20 protein-coding genes and 1 pseudogene are annotated in these 14,237 nt (G+C 66.2%); 10 read left to right on the forward strand and 11 right to left on the reverse strand.

Annotated elements, in window-relative coordinates:
* Positions 1-16: 16 nt before the first annotated feature.
* Both AB0M45_RS31255 and AB0M45_RS31260 read right to left on the reverse strand, forming a co-directional pair.
* Positions 17-319 (reverse strand): hypothetical protein, encoded by a 303-nt coding sequence (locus tag AB0M45_RS31255; RefSeq protein ID WP_364336584.1) that lies wholly within the window; start codon positions 317-319, stop codon positions 17-19.
* Complete coding sequence (locus tag AB0M45_RS31260; RefSeq protein WP_364336586.1) at positions 309-767, reverse strand: MerR family transcriptional regulator; 459 nt, start codon at positions 765-767, stop codon at positions 309-311. The genes AB0M45_RS31255 and AB0M45_RS31260 overlap by 11 nt, the downstream gene beginning before the upstream one ends.
* Positions 768-851: 84 nt before the next feature.
* Here AB0M45_RS31260 and AB0M45_RS31265 point away from each other — a divergent pair, with 84 nt between their 5' ends.
* Positions 852-992: a hypothetical protein gene (locus AB0M45_RS31265; protein ID WP_364336588.1), complete on the forward strand. Its 141-nt coding sequence runs from the start codon at positions 852-854 to the stop codon at positions 990-992.
* Here AB0M45_RS31265 and AB0M45_RS31270 read toward each other — a convergent pair.
* Positions 989-1,120 (reverse strand): hypothetical protein, encoded by a 132-nt coding sequence (locus AB0M45_RS31270; protein ID WP_364336590.1) that lies wholly within the window; start codon positions 1,118-1,120, stop codon positions 989-991. The genes AB0M45_RS31265 and AB0M45_RS31270 overlap by 4 nt on opposite strands.
* 69 nt (positions 1,121-1,189) lie before the next feature.
* Positions 1,190-1,579 (reverse strand): MerR family transcriptional regulator, encoded by a 390-nt coding sequence (locus AB0M45_RS31275; RefSeq protein ID WP_364336592.1) that lies wholly within the window; start codon positions 1,577-1,579, stop codon positions 1,190-1,192.
* Positions 1,580-1,676: 97 nt separating this feature from the next.
* Here AB0M45_RS31275 and AB0M45_RS31280 point away from each other — a divergent pair, with 97 nt between their 5' ends.
* Together AB0M45_RS31280 and AB0M45_RS31285 are read left to right on the forward strand one after the other, a co-directional pair.
* Positions 1,677-2,078 carry a hypothetical protein gene (locus AB0M45_RS31280; RefSeq protein ID WP_364336594.1) on the forward strand — a complete coding sequence of 134 codons (402 nt, stop codon included), beginning with the start codon at positions 1,677-1,679 and terminating at the stop codon, positions 2,076-2,078.
* A 236-nt stretch (positions 2,079-2,314) separates the two neighbouring features.
* A complete protein-coding gene (locus AB0M45_RS31285; protein WP_364336596.1) occupies positions 2,315-2,698 on the forward strand; it encodes a metalloregulator ArsR/SmtB family transcription factor in 384 nt (127 codons plus the stop codon).
* Between the two features lie 54 nt (positions 2,699-2,752).
* On the opposite strand, the gene AB0M45_RS31290 is transcribed toward AB0M45_RS31285, so the two are convergent.
* The gene (locus AB0M45_RS31290; protein WP_364336598.1) at positions 2,753-4,132 is read right to left on the reverse strand and encodes an MFS transporter; all 1,380 of its coding nucleotides are present in this window, start codon (positions 4,130-4,132) and stop codon (positions 2,753-2,755) included.
* A gap of 450 nt (positions 4,133-4,582) precedes the next feature.
* Here AB0M45_RS31290 and AB0M45_RS31295 point away from each other — a divergent pair, with 450 nt between their 5' ends.
* On the forward strand, positions 4,583-5,032 hold the full coding sequence (locus AB0M45_RS31295) for a universal stress protein (RefSeq protein ID WP_364336600.1): 450 nt from the start codon (positions 4,583-4,585) through the stop codon (positions 5,030-5,032).
* A gap of 25 nt (positions 5,033-5,057) precedes the next feature.
* On the opposite strand, the gene AB0M45_RS31300 is transcribed toward AB0M45_RS31295, so the two are convergent.
* Positions 5,058-5,252, reverse strand: a complete 195-nt coding sequence (locus tag AB0M45_RS31300; RefSeq protein ID WP_364336602.1) for a hypothetical protein — start codon at positions 5,250-5,252, stop codon at positions 5,058-5,060.
* On the reverse strand, positions 5,249-5,908 hold the full coding sequence (locus AB0M45_RS31305; RefSeq protein ID WP_364336604.1) for a methyltransferase domain-containing protein: 660 nt from the start codon (positions 5,906-5,908) through the stop codon (positions 5,249-5,251). Before AB0M45_RS31305 ends, AB0M45_RS31300 begins: the two co-directional genes overlap by 4 nt.
* Before the next feature lie 85 nt (positions 5,909-5,993).
* Between AB0M45_RS31305 and AB0M45_RS31310 the strand changes: the two genes are divergently transcribed.
* The gene (locus tag AB0M45_RS31310) at positions 5,994-6,638 is read left to right on the forward strand and encodes a TetR/AcrR family transcriptional regulator (RefSeq protein ID WP_364336606.1); all 645 of its coding nucleotides are present in this window, start codon (positions 5,994-5,996) and stop codon (positions 6,636-6,638) included.
* Positions 6,639-6,833: 195 nt separating this feature from the next.
* Positions 6,834-6,989 (forward strand): annotated as a pseudogene (locus AB0M45_RS31315) (helix-turn-helix domain-containing protein); the annotation flags it as partial.
* A gap of 29 nt (positions 6,990-7,018) precedes the next feature.
* Here the strand turns inward: AB0M45_RS31315 and AB0M45_RS31320 are convergent.
* Together AB0M45_RS31320 and AB0M45_RS31325 are read right to left on the reverse strand one after the other, a co-directional pair.
* Positions 7,019-7,516, reverse strand: a complete 498-nt coding sequence (locus AB0M45_RS31320; protein WP_364336608.1) for a DoxX family protein — start codon at positions 7,514-7,516, stop codon at positions 7,019-7,021.
* A gap of 28 nt (positions 7,517-7,544) precedes the next feature.
* Positions 7,545-8,822: an APC family permease gene (locus AB0M45_RS31325; RefSeq protein ID WP_364336646.1), complete on the reverse strand. Its 1,278-nt coding sequence runs from the start codon at positions 8,820-8,822 to the stop codon at positions 7,545-7,547.
* A gap of 125 nt (positions 8,823-8,947) precedes the next feature.
* Between AB0M45_RS31325 and AB0M45_RS31330 the strand changes: the two genes are divergently transcribed.
* Positions 8,948-9,712, forward strand: a complete 765-nt coding sequence (locus AB0M45_RS31330; protein ID WP_364336610.1) for an ArsR family transcriptional regulator — start codon at positions 8,948-8,950, stop codon at positions 9,710-9,712.
* Between the two features lie 6 nt (positions 9,713-9,718).
* Positions 9,719-10,117 carry a VOC family protein gene (locus tag AB0M45_RS31335; RefSeq protein ID WP_364336612.1) on the forward strand — a complete coding sequence of 133 codons (399 nt, stop codon included), beginning with the start codon at positions 9,719-9,721 and terminating at the stop codon, positions 10,115-10,117.
* 740 nt (positions 10,118-10,857) lie between these two features.
* Here the strand turns inward: AB0M45_RS31335 and AB0M45_RS31340 are convergent.
* Together AB0M45_RS31340 and AB0M45_RS31345 are read right to left on the reverse strand one after the other, a co-directional pair.
* The gene (locus tag AB0M45_RS31340; protein WP_364336648.1) at positions 10,858-11,217 is read right to left on the reverse strand and encodes a low molecular weight phosphatase family protein; all 360 of its coding nucleotides are present in this window, start codon (positions 11,215-11,217) and stop codon (positions 10,858-10,860) included.
* 209 nt (positions 11,218-11,426) lie between these two features.
* Positions 11,427-12,386, reverse strand: coding sequence for a PstS family phosphate ABC transporter substrate-binding protein (locus tag AB0M45_RS31345; RefSeq protein WP_364336614.1), 960 nt, complete (start codon positions 12,384-12,386; stop codon positions 11,427-11,429).
* A 309-nt stretch (positions 12,387-12,695) separates the two neighbouring features.
* Between AB0M45_RS31345 and AB0M45_RS31350 the strand changes: the two genes are divergently transcribed.
* Positions 12,696-13,391 (forward strand): ArsR family transcriptional regulator, encoded by a 696-nt coding sequence (locus AB0M45_RS31350; protein WP_364336616.1) that lies wholly within the window; start codon positions 12,696-12,698, stop codon positions 13,389-13,391.
* Between the two features lie 47 nt (positions 13,392-13,438).
* Positions 13,439-14,113 (forward strand): arsenate reductase ArsC, encoded by a 675-nt coding sequence (locus tag AB0M45_RS31355; protein WP_364336618.1) that lies wholly within the window; start codon positions 13,439-13,441, stop codon positions 14,111-14,113.
* Positions 14,114-14,237 lie beyond the last annotated feature (124 nt).

The raw sequence follows: 14,237 nt of genomic DNA on the forward strand, positions 1-14,237 counted from the left end.
CCCTATAGAACCGGGCTCACCGCGTCGCGGCGGTGGTGCAGCCACATCCCGAGCTCGTACACCCGCCGTCGGTGGTGGCGTCGGGGGTGGCGCATCCGGTGCGGCGGGCGCGGGTGCGTGACCAGATCAGCCCGGCCACGCCGATTGCGAGGAGGGCGAATCCGAGGGGTGGCATCCACGACAGGCTCAGCAGGATCGTTCCGCTGCCGATGATTCCGGCGGCGATGAGGATCGGGGCCAGGCAGCAGGCCACGCACAAGGCGGCGCCGAGCCCGATCGGGGCCCACCAACTGCCGGTCTTGGTCTGTTCAGCAGCCACAACGGCTTCCTTCGATACCGCTGTCGATGCCGGTGGTGATGTCTGTGTCGAACGGTACGGGGCAGCGCGGGTGCTGGCGGCATGCGATGAGGTCGTCGCATCCGGCGGCCAGGGCGGCGCGCAGGGTTTCGCGCACCGCGGTGAGTTCGGCGAGTTTCGTGTCGACCTCGGCGAGTTTGGCGGTGGCGCGGGCCTGCAACCCGGCATCGGGGCGGCGGTGCCCGAGCTGGGTGGCTTCGAGCAGGTCGGCTACTTCGTCGAGGGTGAATCCGAGGCGTTGGGCGGCCTTGATCACCCGCATCACCGTGACTGCCTGCTCGGGGTACATGCGGTGCCCGCCAAGGGAGCGGTCCGGTTCGGCGAGCAGGCCGCGGCGTTCGTAGTAGCGCAACGTCTGCGGGTTCACACCGGCCGCGGCGGCCAGTTCCCCGCTGCGCATGCCCGTCATCGACCGGCTCCGGCGATGGCGGTCTGGGCGCGGGTTGCCAGCGCGTCGAGCACCTCGACGTAGGCGGTGGGCGCCTCGATCCGCATGACGGTGCCCGCCGGGGTGGCCTGGAAGGTGAAGGTGAAGAACGAGCAGCACGCCGACTCCCTCGCGGCCAGATCCCGCCCGCCCGGCTCGGCGTCGGCGTCGGCGGTGAGCGTCAGCGCGAGCCGGGTCCGGTCCTAGCGGTGGGTGGCTCGCACGGATTCGGCGAAGAACTGGTCGAACTCGGCCAGCCGCGTCGGACGCTCGACCGTCGGCAGGGTGCATGCCGACAGGTTCCTCATCAGATCGGAATGATCGTTGGTGGTCATACGATCACGGTAAGCCTGTACCCCGGTACAGGATGCAACCCCGAATGCCGGACTGGGCTGGTCTTTCGGTCAGGGATGCGTGTTGATCGGTTGGTTCGCGCAGTGGGTGCACTGGCCGGTGTGGGAGCTTTCGAGCACGGTCATCGCGCTGTCGCGGACTTGTTGCAGGTGCGCGAGTTGGGTGTCGATGCGGTGGAGCACCTGCTCGAGTCGCCAGCGTTGGCTGGCGCACGTCGCGTCGCCCTCGTCGAGGTCGCGGAAGGCGTCGACGACTTCATCGAGAGTGAATCCCAGTGCTTGCAAGGACTTCGTCAGCCTGATGCGGTCGGCAGCGTCTGGTTCGTAGTGGCGGTAGCCGGACGGTTCCCGTGGCGGGGCGGGCAGGACACCGCGGCGTTCGTAGTAGCGCACCGTGTCGACGGTGACCCCGGCATCCTTGGCGACCTGGCCGATCTTCATCGCCAACTCTCCTGCGATCGCTCTTGACTCTGGACCTAGGTCCAGAGTTTACGGTCGTCGGTGACAGGACACCAGAACGACAACGAGGAGTAGATCGGTGACCGACACCTACGACACCCCGCCCGATGCACCCATCGTGTGCACGATCCGACCCGGCGACGACGAGCACGCGATCATGGATGCCTACCGCGGATTGTTCGCCGAGGCGTTCGTCAGCGGACAGCGCACCGAGTGGGGGGTGCGCTGGACCTTTCGCCAGCGAAACGACATCGAGACGCGGGTGCGGCAGCAGGCGGCGTTCGAGCAGGGATGCTGTCCGTTCCTGCGCATGGCGATCACCGTCGCCGACGGCACGGTGGTGTGGGATGTGATCGGACCCGCCAACGCGGCCGCATTCCTCGACGAATACGCCCAGTTGCCGCAGACCGCGTTCGGCAGCGTCGACGCGCTTCGCGATCGTTCGATCGCGTCGGGATTGACTCTGAACGACGAACGCTAGCCGGAGATCGTCGAGCCACTGCTCGTCCCTCGGCTGTTGTCCTGATTCAGTGCCTTCGCCGCCGCGGCGTTGCACCGACTCGACCGCACGCAACCCGCTGATATGTCTGGATCGGACAGGCGTCTAACGCCGACGGTGCAGCCGCGCTCGCGACGGGTGCGGCTGCACCGCGCGAGCACGGGTTCGCAGGGGATAATCCAGTTCATGTGGCATGGTGGCCGTCGGAAGGTGACGTGATGACGGTGGACAAGGCGAACAGCGCCGCCGCGGCGGATAAACCGCAGCCGGCGAGCCTGACCCATGCCGCGGCTCCCGATCAGCCGCGCCTGGTGGCGGCCACCAACACCTTCCGCATGCTCGCCGACCCCACCCGGCTGCACATCCTGTGGATTCTCGCCGGAGCCGAAGCCGACGTCACCGCCCTGACCGAGGCGTGCGGAGCCTCCCGCACGGCGGTGAGTCAACACCTGGCCAAGCTCCGTTTCACCGGACTGGTCGATACCCGCAAAGAGGGACGGCGCGTGATCTACCGCATTCGCGACGGACACCTGGCCCGGCTTGTCCGCGAGGGCATGAACCACGCCGACCATATCGTTACCGGCGAACCACCACACGAATGAACCCGACTGTCGCAGGCGTCGGCGCGAACGGCAGCACGCTTGCCCACTGCATCGTTATCGGACGGGCCGATCTGCGACGCGCGCGAACTGGTTCAGCTGTGGTGGTGGCCAGTGTCGGTGGTTGCGATCGATGAGGATTTCGTGGGCATGTGCGTGGCTGCCATCCCGGAGTGCAACGGCATCGGCGAGGTGTTCCGGGTCGGTGCCGTGGTCGTGGATATGGATGAGCGCCTCGGTGTCTCGGCGTGGCCAGTAGATCACCGCCGCGGTCACGCCGACGGCCGCGCATACGGCCAGGGCGGTCCAGGTGGTGGTGAATCCGGTGGTGGTGGCCAGCCAGCCGTTGATCGGGTAGGCCAGCAGCCAGCAGGCGTGGGACAGGGAGAACTGGGCGGCGAAGATCGCGGGCCGATCCTCGGCGCTGCTCGAGCGGCGCAACACCCGCCCGGTGGGGGTGAGCACCAGTCCGGTGCCCGCGCCGATGATCGTCCAGATCGGCAGCGCCGCCGCCCAGCGCCAGTCGCCGGAGGTTGCTGTCGAAAGGACAAGTGCCGCGGTGATTCCGGTGAGCAGTACCCCGGCGCCGGTGAGCATGAGCGAGCGTTCCGGGATGCGGTCGAGCAGTCGCGGCACCAGCAGCGCCGCCATGATCACGCCGAGGCCGTTGGCGGTCAGCAGCCAGGCCACATCCGCCTGCGAGCGGCCGAGGGTCTGCTGGACGAGGTTGACGGTATCGACCATCACGATCGAACCGACTGCGGCCACGACAAGATTCAGGCCCATCAACCCCCGCAGCCGCGGCGTGCGGACGAAGATACGCACACCGGACCCGATCCGCTCGACCGCACCGACCCCGACACGCCGTGCCGCGTCGGGGATCCGGGTCGAGACCACCAGTGCCGCCGAGGCGAGGAATCCGACCGAGGTCCCGGTGAACAACCAATGGAAGTTCACCACGCTGATCAGCACGGCGACCAGCAGCGGGCTCAGCAGCGATTCCATCGTCGAGGCCAGCTGCGAGTAGGACAGCGCCCTGGTGTAGTCGCGTTCATCGGGCACGATGTCGGGCAGCACTGCCTGGAAGGTCGGGGTGAACGCCGCCGACGCCGACTGCAATACGGCGACCAGGACATAGATCTGCCAGATCTGCTCGACGAACGGCAGCGCCAGCACGATCGAAGCCCGCACGAGATCGAGCCCGACCAGCGCCGACCGGCGCGGCACCCGATCGGCATACGCACCCGCGACCGGCGCGATGAGGACATAGGCGACCATCTTGATCGTCAACGCCGTGCCCAGCACCGCACCCGCGCGCGGCCCCGCCAGCTGATAGGCGAGCAGGCCGAGCGCGACGGTGGTCAAACCGTTGCCGAACAGCGCGACCAGTTGCGCGCCGAACAGATGCCGGTAGTCGCGGTTGGCGAACAACGTCATCGATCTCCCGTCCTTCCGGGTGGATCCGGAGCAATAACATGCGAATGTTAGGTGCGCATGTGCGCACTTAAATAGACGGGTGCGTCTTCGCTGACCGACCTGCTGCGGCAGCACTTTCGCCCTCGCAGCTCGACCACCGGATCACGTGCGATCAGCGCCCCCAATGGCCCAGGGACGGCTGCCAAAGGTCCCTTCCGGGCGCGATCTCCACGCGGCAGCATCGAGGTGACGACAAGGCCACCTTGGACCCGCCAGACAGGCAATGTGTGAACAGGAGCCGGTGCGATGACCGTGATGCAGATGTTGTGTCAATGGATGTGCAGTGTGATGGGCGGTTGTCCGATGATGGGGCAACCGATGTGACACCGCCCCGGTCACCTGCCCTGCTGAGGTGCCGTGACCGGGGAACTTCGCCGTAAGCGGTCGTGCTGGGATGGTCGGAGAGGTGAGATGCGGACGATTGTGGTCGGTGTAGACGGCTCGCCCCCATCGCAAGAGGCGCTGCGCTGGGCATTGGCCGAGGCTCGGTGCCACGGTTCGACCGTGCGCGCCGTGCACGCTTGGTCGCTGCCATACCATCAGGGCGAGATCGGGCACATGGCGGTCGAGAGGCTGGGAGAGCCGCTGCACCAGGAGGCCGAACGGACGCTGGAGACCGCGCTGCGCGCCGCCATGTCCGGCGGCGACGGCGTGCCGATCGAGCGGCTCGTGGTCGAGTCGCCGTCGGCACGCGCCTTGATCGACGCCGCCGCGGATGCGGACCTGCTGGTCGTCGGTTCGCGTGGGCGCGGCGGGTTCACCGGTCTGATGCTGGGATCGACCAGCCAGCAATGCGCCCAACATGGTCCGTGCCCAGTCGTGATCGTGCATGCCGCGCCCACGGCGGTGGATCCGCCTTGATGGATGCCTGGTCGTCGCGCGCGAATTATCCGGATCGGCGTCGGCGGATCCATCGGTCGCCGACACCGGCGACCATCAGGTGGGCAGCCAGGCCGAAGCCCGCGGCAGCGAGTCCGATCATGCTGCCCAGCCATAAGTGCATACCGAGACCGAGGATGATCAGCGGCAGGGCGATGAATCGAAGGCGGCCGCTGCTCCCGGCCGGACGGAAGTGGTTCATGCGGTCGCACCCGGTTTGACGGCGGTGACGTAGCGGATCCACGGGCGCAGGTCCCCGGAGTTCACGCCCTCGAAACCGGCCTTGCTCACCATTGGTTCGAGCAGGTCGATCGGGTTGTGCGCCATGGCGGGACCGGTGATCGCCTCGACGAGATGGCGGCCGACCGAGTTGGTGGGCGGGCGGAATTCGCCGATCAGCAGCCGCCCGCCCGGCCGCAGCACCCGGCGCATCTCGGCCAACGCGCGCGGTCGCAGGTCCTCCGGAAGATGGTGCAGCATAAGGCAATTTGCCACCACATCGAAGGAATCATCGGCTGCGGACAATGACTCGGCCACGCCGACGGTGTAGGTGCAGTTGGTCGCCGGGGTGAGTTTGCGCGCCCGCTCGAGTACCGCGGCGGATGGGTCGAGTCCCACCACCGATCCAGAGTCGGCGATCTCGGCCAGCCGACGTGTCAAATAGCCGGTGCCGCAACCGATATCGAGAATTCGATCGCCTGGCTTCGCGCCACTGAGGGCGGCGAGGCGTCGGTATGTCCGGTTGCGGCGGCCGCCGAAGAACACCGCGCCGAACACGTCATAACTGCCGCCGTGATCGATGGTCAGCCCTTCGGTTCCGGGGTGTGGGTTGCTGTGCATCAAATGTCCGAGGCCCACGGCCTACTCCTAACTTAGTGGCAACTAAGATAAGGTCAACTTAGTAGCCGCTAAGTTAGATTGCAAGGGTCGATACCATGACGCTATGGCTTCCGCACATTCCTCGGCATCGGCCGCTGGGCGGCGTACCCGACTCAGCGCCGCCGACCGGCGCGCGTCGATCATCGACGCCGCCACCGCGGTATTCGCCGAGACCGGATATCAGCGCAGCACCATGGCACAGATCGCCGCACGGATCGGTGTCACCGAACCCGTGCTGTTCCAGAACTTCGGATCCAAGACCGGCCTCTACGCCGCCGTCGTCGAACACGCCTCCGCGCATATGGTCGCCATGATGCGAACGCAAGCCGCCACGACCGACTCGATCGCGGCGCTCCTGACACAGCTACTCAGCCCCGACCACGTCGACGAGTTGCATGCCCCCGGCTCGCTGGGGGTGATCTTCGCCGACGCCATGACGCTGACCGCCGAACCCGCGGTCGAACAAGCAGTTCGGCGGCATATGGGCGAACTCGCCGATGTCCTGGCCGAGGTGATCGTCCAAGGACAGCGCACCGGCGAACTCCGTGCGGACCTCGACCCCGTTGCCGCCGCTTGGCTGGTCCTGTCGTTCCTGTCCGCGCATCGCTTCCGCAGCGCCGTCATGCCCGACCGGCACCGCCTCGAAGACCACATCGCAGCGATGACCCTGCGCGTGCTACTGGCATCGAATCTGCCTGCACGCGAATAACATCCGCAGGATCGGGCAGCAACAATGCAGTTGGCTCGACGTTGGGTGCGGTCCACGACTGAGAGATCGGCGCCAGCGGTCAGCGTGGCCGCGGGCTCGGCGATCGGTTAACCCAGCACGTCGACGAACTGCTGGCCGAATGAGTTGTCAGGCCCGATCTACGGCGCCGCAGTGCCCAGCAGTTGGACCGCATTCGGACTGTCGGAACCCACCGTCGACTATCACCTCGGCCAACTCCGCAAAGCCGGACTCGTCGAATCCGAACGACGAGGAATGAACATCTTCCACCGCGCACGCCGTAACGCACTCGCCGCGCTGTGCGTGGTCCTGGATCCGAACTGCTGCAGCTGAGACGGGTGCGGGTACCGGGGGCGAACCGGTCAGCGTGGTGGCGTATCGACGGCGGATACGGGCGGGCGTGAGAATCGGGCGTCGAGTGAGTAGGCACCCGCGCCGACGATGAGCAGGAACAGACTGCCGCAGAGTTGGGCGAGGTCGGTGCGGGATTCATGGAGGAAGTCCCACCAGCCGGAGTCTTTGGCGAAGAGTGGGGCGCTGCCCCACAGGATAGGCAGTTTGGTGAGCAACAGCGCGCCGATCATGTCGATGATCATCGGAATGGTCGCGAGCCGGGTTAGGAGTCCGGCGAGGATGAGGGTGCCACAACCGATTTCGAAGATTCCGTCCAGCGGTGCGAAGAATCCGGGTGCGGGGATGCCTGCTTTGTCGAAGCGGCCGGTGCCGAGGGTGTCGGGATAGAGGAACTTCTGGACCCCTTCGGACAGGAACACCACACCCACGAAGAAGCGGATCAGGATTGTCGATGCGGGCGCGGATGTCGTGGTGAGTCGCGCTTGCCATTTGTGGTTCTCGGACACGGAAATGCCTTTCCGATCGGCTGAGGATCTACAAGGATTCGGTCGATCGGTTGCGGGTTTCGGTGGAGGCGAACCGGCGCCGCGCCGCGTAGATCACGACACCGATGCTCAGCACGGCGACCCCGGGCAGTACTGACGACAGCGGCAGGGTGAATGCCAGGACCAGGCAGCCGACCAGCCCGAGCGCCACGATGACACGCGCCGGACGCTTCTCGTCGACCGTGAGTGTCCAGGCCGAGGCATTGGCGACAGCGTAGTACAGCAGGACACCGAAGGATGAGAACCCGATCGCCGCACGCACATCCGCCAGCGCTGCGAGCATCGCGACGGTCACGCCGACAGCGACCTCGGCGCGATGCGGGACGGCGAAGCGTGGATGCACCGCCGCCAAGATGTGGGGCAGATGCCGGTCCCGGGCCATCGCCAGCGTCGTGCGCGAAACCCCCAGAATCAACGCCAACAGCGAACCCAGCGCGGCGAGCGCGGCACCCGCCCGCACCACCGGCTGTAGCCAGCTGACGCCCGCGGCACCTACCACTTCGGACAACGGTGCCGAGGCGTCGGCCAGTCGCTGTGGGCTCAACTCGGTCAGCGCCGCGACCGCGACCACCACGTAGACGACGAGGGTGATGCCGAGTGCGAGCGGGATCGCCCTCGTGATCGTGCGCGCTGGATCGCGCACCTCTTCACCGAGTGTGGCGATCCGCGCGTATCCGGCGAACGCGAAGAACAGCAGACCGGCCGCCTGTAGGACGCCGGTGATCGTGATATCCGAGCCGAGTTCGAGCGGGGCGATGTCGGTGGTGCCGGAGGTGAATGTCGCCACGACAATCGCGGTCAGCACGGTCAGCACGACCGTGACGATCGCTCGGGTCAGCCACGCCGATTTCTGCACACCCACATAGTTCACCAGCGTCAACACCACCACGGCCGCGACCGCCACGGTGTGCGCATACTCGGGCCAGACATAGGCGCCGACCGTCAACGCCATCGCCGCGCACGAGGCTGTCTTGCCGACCACGAAACTCCAGCCCGCGATATACCCCCAGAATTCGCCGAGACGCTCGCGCCCGTACACATACGTCCCGCCCGACGCCGGATACCGTGCTGCCAGCCGCGCCGAGGAGGTCGCGTTGCAGTAGGCGACCACGGCCGCGATCGTCAACCCGAGCAGCAACCCCGACCCCGCCGCGCGGGCAGCCGGTGCGAGCGCGGCGAAGATGCCCGCACCGATCATCGCGCCGAGCCCGATGATCACCGCATCGGTCACGCCGAGGCGTCTGCGGAGCTCACCCGGAACTGGCATGACGGTAGCGCTGTTATCGGACACCAGGTTTCCTCCTCACGAGTTCCGATATAAGAACACCGCAGATGTACCGCGGACCATCGGGCAGGTAAACCCATCAAATCATTTTGATGTATTGTAGCGTTGTGGGAACGACTGATCGAGGTCCGGTTCCGCTCTTGATGCGGATGGCGGCGCACCCGCTGCGGTGGGCGTTGCTGGCAGAGCTGGCGGTGAGTGACCGCCGGGTCCGTGAGCTGGTTGCCGCCGTGGATGAACCGCAGAACCTGGTCTCCTATCATCTGGGGCTGCTGCGCTCGGCCGGGCTGGTCGAGTCCCGCCGCAGCAGCTCCGATGGCCGCGACAGCTACTACCACCTGAACCTGACCCGCTGTGCGGCCGCGTTCGGCGACGCCGCGACCGCATTGCATCCCGCGCTTTCACCTATGGCCGCAAACCCGGCACGGTCTGGGGGAACTTCGGTGCTGTTCTTGTGCACCGGAAACAGCGCACGCTCCCCGATGGCCGAGGCGCTGCTGCACCAACGTGGCGGCCGTCGCATCAAGGTGGCAAGCGCGGGCAGCCACCCCAAACAGTTCTTGCACCCCAACGCCGTGCGGGTCATGCGTGCGGACTTCGGCATCGATCTCGGGAATCGGCGACCGAAACCCTTGACCGCGGTGGCGGACCGCCGGTTCGCGTACGTGGTCACGTTGTGCGACAAGATCCGCGAGCTCGAACCCAGCCGCGGCACCACCGCGACCATGCACTGGAGCCTGCCCGACCCGGCCACCATTGCCGACACCGATCGAGCCACGTATCCGGAATTCCACCGTATCGCAGCGGAATTGGACACTCGCATCCAGTTCCTACTGCCCGTCCTGGCGAAAAACACCGACGCCGAGGAGTGACCACTCATGGCCAGCGCAACAACTGAACTCGCCAACGTCCGCTACATCGTCGACGACGTCACCGCCGCCATCGACTTCTACACCACCCACCTCGGATTCACCCTCGGCCACAACGCTGCACCCGCATTCGCCGACGTCGTGCGCGGACCGTTGCGGGTGCTGCTGTCCGGTCCCACCAGCTCCGGCGCCCGCCCCATGTCCGATGGAACCACGCCGATCCCCGGCGGCTGGAACCGCATCCACCTCATCGTCGAGGACATCGCCGCCGAGGTCGACCGCCTCCGCGCCGCGGGCCTGACCTTCCGCAATGACATCGTCAGCGGACCAGGCGGACAACAGATCCTGCTCGAGGACCCCGCGGGCAACTTCGTCGAACTGTTCCAACCCGCAACCGGACAACCGTAGACTCACCAGCCGATCGGCATCGAATGTGGAGATCCGATGCCATATCGCCAAGAAAGACAATGCAATTCGATCTGTCGCGCGTTGCGAAGAAGGCGAATCAGCGCGCCTGTCGATCGGCATGATTTTCTCCAATGGAGTGCTCTGGCCCGGTGAGCAGTGCGGGCACGGCCGCCGCAGGCTGCTCGCGCGGCCCCCTTGGACGCGCCGCCCGGCGGCAAGGTCGACTACACCGTGCCGATCGGGCGGGGCGAAATCGAGTTGGCACCGGGCGTGTGGTGCCGACCACCACCTACAACGGCCAATTCCCCAGCCTGCTCCTGCGATTCACCGAAGACCAATGGACTTGGGACGACATTCACGACACCGACAACCCCGAACAACTGCACTGGCACGGGCAGCACCGCGCAGGGCCGCGCGGAAGGCCGCGGGTGGTGGTTGATGTGGGTCGTGAATAAAAACAGGCTCGCTGTTGGTGGGCGCCGACCGGGCTCGGCGCGACCCTGCGCCCGGCTCCGATCTCCATCGCCGTCGGAGTCTTTGGCGGCGGGACAATTCTGGTGAGCCTGGCATGGCTGGAACCACTCGGCTTCGCCGTTGTCGTGATCGGTGTCGCAGCCTGCTCTGGTCGCGCTCGTGCCCGATGCAGAGGATGTGCGCATCGACGCCTAGCGCTGATGATTCTGATCACCGTCGGCGAGGCCGCGCAACAGCGGCCCCGTCCGGAGTGGTGAGCGGAAAGATTAGGTGGGGGAGGTGAGTTCGGTGAGCAGAGTGTTGACACGGGCGGCGATGTCGTCGCGGACCAGGCGCATGCGTTCGATGCCGTCGATGCCGCGTTCGGAGGGTTCGTCGGTGTCCCAGTTGACGATTCGCACACCCGCGACAGGTTCGACGTGGGCGTCGCGGCCGAGGGTGACGACCAGGTCGACCGCACGCAGTAGCCGTGGGTCGATCGGCTTGGGTCTTTCCTGGCTCAGATCGACTCCGACTTCACGCAACGACTGCACCGATAATTCGTTGAGTCCGGCACCGGGTTTGGTTCCTGCGGAGTACACATCGACCCGGTTGCCTGCTGCCTTGCGCATCAATCCGGCGGCCATCTGGGATTTGCCGCCGTTCTTGACGCAGACGAACAGCACTGCTGGTGTGGGACTCACGGCTAGAGGGTTCCTTTTCGTTCGAAGTCGTTGCCGCCCTTGAGAGCGCTCCGGGTCGGTGAGGCCATCGGTACGGCGCGACGCGGATCGGGCGACCACGGTCGCAACGTCGCGCTCGCCACCGGGCGTCGGGGCCGGGACTGCGTGGGCGGTCATTGTCCGGCGGTCTCCATGATGTCGGCCAGTTCCGCGCGGGCTTGGGAGATCTGCGGGCTGGTCATCGGTATGAACCCGGCCGAGTCGACGATCTTGGCGTTGTTTTTGATGTAGAACTCGGCGAACTTCTCCACCTGTGGCTTCTTGAGCGCCGTGTCGGTGAGGTGAATGAACAGCGGACGGGCCAAGGGCTTGTAGCTGCCGTCCTGAGCGGTCGGCACCGACGGCGCGATGCATCCTTTGCCGCTGTTGATCTCGACCGCGCGCAGTTTGTCGGTGTTCTCCTCGAAGTAGGAGAAGCCGAAATATCCCAGGGCTCCCTTCGCGCTGGCGACGCCCGCGACGGTGATGTTGTCGTCCTCGCTGGGGCGGTTGTCGGGGCGGCTGGCACCTTCGGTGCCGTTAATCACCTGGGTGAAGTAGTCGAAAGTTCCCGATTCCGACCCGGCGCCGTACAGACTCAATGGCTCGTTGGGGAAGGACGGGTCGATCTCGTTCCAGTTCTTGACCGTCGAGCCCGGCTCCCACGTCTTCTTCAGTTGCTCGACGGTCAGGCATTTGGCCCAGGTGATGTCCTTGTTGACCACGACCGTGAGTGCGTCGTTGGCCACCTGCAGCGCGCTGAATATCACGCCGTGTTCCCCGCATTGTTTGGATTCAGCGCCGCTCATCGGGCGCGAGGTGTCGGAGATATCGATCTCCCCGGCGCAGAACTTCTTGAACCCACCCCCGGTGCCCGACGCTGCGATGCTGACCTGGACCTCAGGGTGCTCGGCCATGAACAGCTTGGCCGCCGCCAGCGATAGCGGTTGGACCGTGCTCGATCCGTCGATCACGACCGGCCCCGACAGCGTGGCATCCGATTCCCGATCACCGCCTGCGCACGCGGTCAGGGCCGCAACGGTGATGATGCCGAGCGTGAGAGCATGCAGGCGTTTGGCCTGGCGGAAACTCATGTCGAGGGTGCTTTCCTGGTCGGTCCCCTGTGCAGCCGCGACTGGTCGGACATCGTGTGTGGGGACTCGGGTCGAAGAAATTCGGGTGCGAAACCGCGGTGGTCGCAGCGACGGTGAGAGACGACCACCGATCCTTTTCCGAATCCGTGGGCATCCATTCACGTTGAGGCCCTGCGGATCTCGCTGCAGCACTCCGCAGAACACGCGCGCTCGGGGTGATGCCGATGTGGTGGCTCGAGCCCGAGCCGGATCTGTCGGAGCACCCCTGCGCGCTTGACCCACGATATTAGATCAGTGATTATTGAGTCAATGGATACTGAGGGATTGTGGTCGGTGGAGCGGCGTGCCGAGGTGCACGCCGCGCTCTCCGACGTCACACGGGTACTGATCGTGGATGCGCTGGCCACCGGTGACATGGCGTCCTCGGAGTTGTGTGCGCGATTAGCGATCTCGACGAACCTGCTGGCCCACCACGTGCAGGTCCTCGAACGCGCGGGATTGGTGCGCAAGGAGCGGTCCGAAGGCGATCGCCGCCGCAGCTATCTGCGGCTGGTGGCCGACTTCGGAGCGAATCTGCTGCCGCGCAGCGTGATCGCGGCGCGGCGGGTGGTGTTTGTCTGTAGCCGCAATACCGCGCGCTCGCAGTTGGCGGTGGCCGCGTGGGCGCAGTGCAGCGAGGTTCCGGCCACCTCGGCCGGTACACATCCTGCCGAGCGGGTGCATCCGGGGGCGGTAGCCGCGGCGCGGCGTCATCGGATTCCGCTGCGCGCCCAGTCTCCGCGTGCGGTCGACGGGTTGGTGCAGCCGGGGGACCTGGTGATCGCGGTCTGCAACAACGCACACGAGGAACTACCCGCCGAACTCGCCCGGCTGCACTGGTCGATCCTGGACCCTGTGCCCGCCGGTACCGACGCCGCATTCGACCGGGCCCTCGATCAGATCCGCCGCCGCGTCGACCGTATCGCGGTCACCGTCACTCCTGCTGCCGATCCCACTGTCCCCTGAATCTTGTGCCCGAAACCATCGGGCACCGTTGATGTTTGGAGTTCGTGATGCCCGATAGCCCTGTCGCTCACGCCAACTACGTGCGCGAAGACTTGTCCATAGATCAGAAGCTGGCACTCAAGACTGCCGCCACGCGATTGCGGACCGAGTTCGCCGGCACCTTCGGAGTGGAAACCATCGAACGGTTCCTGCACTCCTCCTACGATCAATTCGCCGGGCGCGCGACGGTGGTGAACTACCTACCGCTGCTCGCTGAACGGTTCGCGCGCCAACGCCTGCGCGCGCTGGCACGCGTGGAGGGCAAGATCGTCGACGGCAAGCCGACGGTGCTGTTCCTGTGCACGCACAACGCGGGACGCTCGCAAATGGCACTGGGGTTCTTCACCCACCTCGCGGGGGATCGGGCGGTGGCCTGGTCGGGCGGTTCGGAACCCGGTGCAGAGATCAATCCGGCCGCGGTAGCGGCGATGACCGAAGTGGGCATCGATATCACGGGCGAGTTTCCCAAACCGTGGACCGAGGAGATTGTGCAGGCTGCCGACGTGATCATCACGATGGGCTGCGGCGACGCGTGCCCGGTGTATCCGGGCCGCCGCTATGAGGAATGGGTCCTGGAAGACCCGTCCGGACAGGACCTCGCCTCGGTACGACCGATCCGCGACGAGATCGAGGAACGTGTCCGACGCCTGCTCGCTGAACTCGACATCACCACTCTCGCCTGAGCTTTCCGGCCACGGCGACCACGTCCCCGCCTCAGGAGGGGAACCCCTGTGTCCGTTCGGCAGGTCATTGCGAGCGGCGGCAGCGAAGCTGGTATCAGCGCTGCCTTGCGCGCCCGCGAACTCG

The organism is Nocardia sp. NPDC051787, assembly GCF_040681325.1.
Lineage (GTDB): Bacteria > Actinomycetota > Actinomycetes > Mycobacteriales > Mycobacteriaceae > Nocardia.

Bases quoted from the DNA above. Each gene is read 5' to 3' on its own strand.
- AB0M45_RS31260 (WP_364336586.1), bottom strand. From the start codon at position 767: ATGACGGGCATGCGCAGCGGGGAACTGGCCGCCGCGGCCGGTGTGAAC.
- AB0M45_RS31265 (WP_364336588.1), top strand. From the start codon at position 852: ATGACGGTGCCCGCCGGGGTGGCCTGGAAGGTGAAGGTGAAGAACGAG.
- AB0M45_RS31270 (WP_364336590.1), bottom strand. From the start codon at position 1,120: ATGACCACCAACGATCATTCCGATCTGATGAGGAACCTGTCGGCATGC.
- AB0M45_RS31275 (WP_364336592.1), bottom strand. From the start codon at position 1,579: ATGAAGATCGGCCAGGTCGCCAAGGATGCCGGGGTCACCGTCGACACG.
- AB0M45_RS31285 (WP_364336596.1), top strand. From the start codon at position 2,315: ATGACGGTGGACAAGGCGAACAGCGCCGCCGCGGCGGATAAACCGCAG.
- AB0M45_RS31290 (WP_364336598.1), bottom strand. From the start codon at position 4,132: ATGACGTTGTTCGCCAACCGCGACTACCGGCATCTGTTCGGCGCGCAA.
- AB0M45_RS31295 (WP_364336600.1), top strand. From the start codon at position 4,583: ATGCGGACGATTGTGGTCGGTGTAGACGGCTCGCCCCCATCGCAAGAG.
- AB0M45_RS31300 (WP_364336602.1), bottom strand. From the start codon at position 5,252: ATGAACCACTTCCGTCCGGCCGGGAGCAGCGGCCGCCTTCGATTCATC.
- AB0M45_RS31310 (WP_364336606.1), top strand. From the start codon at position 5,994: ATGGCTTCCGCACATTCCTCGGCATCGGCCGCTGGGCGGCGTACCCGA.
- AB0M45_RS31325 (WP_364336646.1), bottom strand. From the start codon at position 8,822: ATGCCAGTTCCGGGTGAGCTCCGCAGACGCCTCGGCGTGACCGATGCG.
- AB0M45_RS31335 (WP_364336612.1), top strand. From the start codon at position 9,719: ATGGCCAGCGCAACAACTGAACTCGCCAACGTCCGCTACATCGTCGAC.
- AB0M45_RS31340 (WP_364336648.1), bottom strand. From the start codon at position 11,217: ATGGCCGCCGGATTGATGCGCAAGGCAGCAGGCAACCGGGTCGATGTG.
- AB0M45_RS31345 (WP_364336614.1), bottom strand. From the start codon at position 12,386: ATGAGTTTCCGCCAGGCCAAACGCCTGCATGCTCTCACGCTCGGCATC.
- AB0M45_RS31350 (WP_364336616.1), top strand. From the start codon at position 12,696: ATGGATACTGAGGGATTGTGGTCGGTGGAGCGGCGTGCCGAGGTGCAC.
- AB0M45_RS31355 (WP_364336618.1), top strand. From the start codon at position 13,439: ATGCCCGATAGCCCTGTCGCTCACGCCAACTACGTGCGCGAAGACTTG.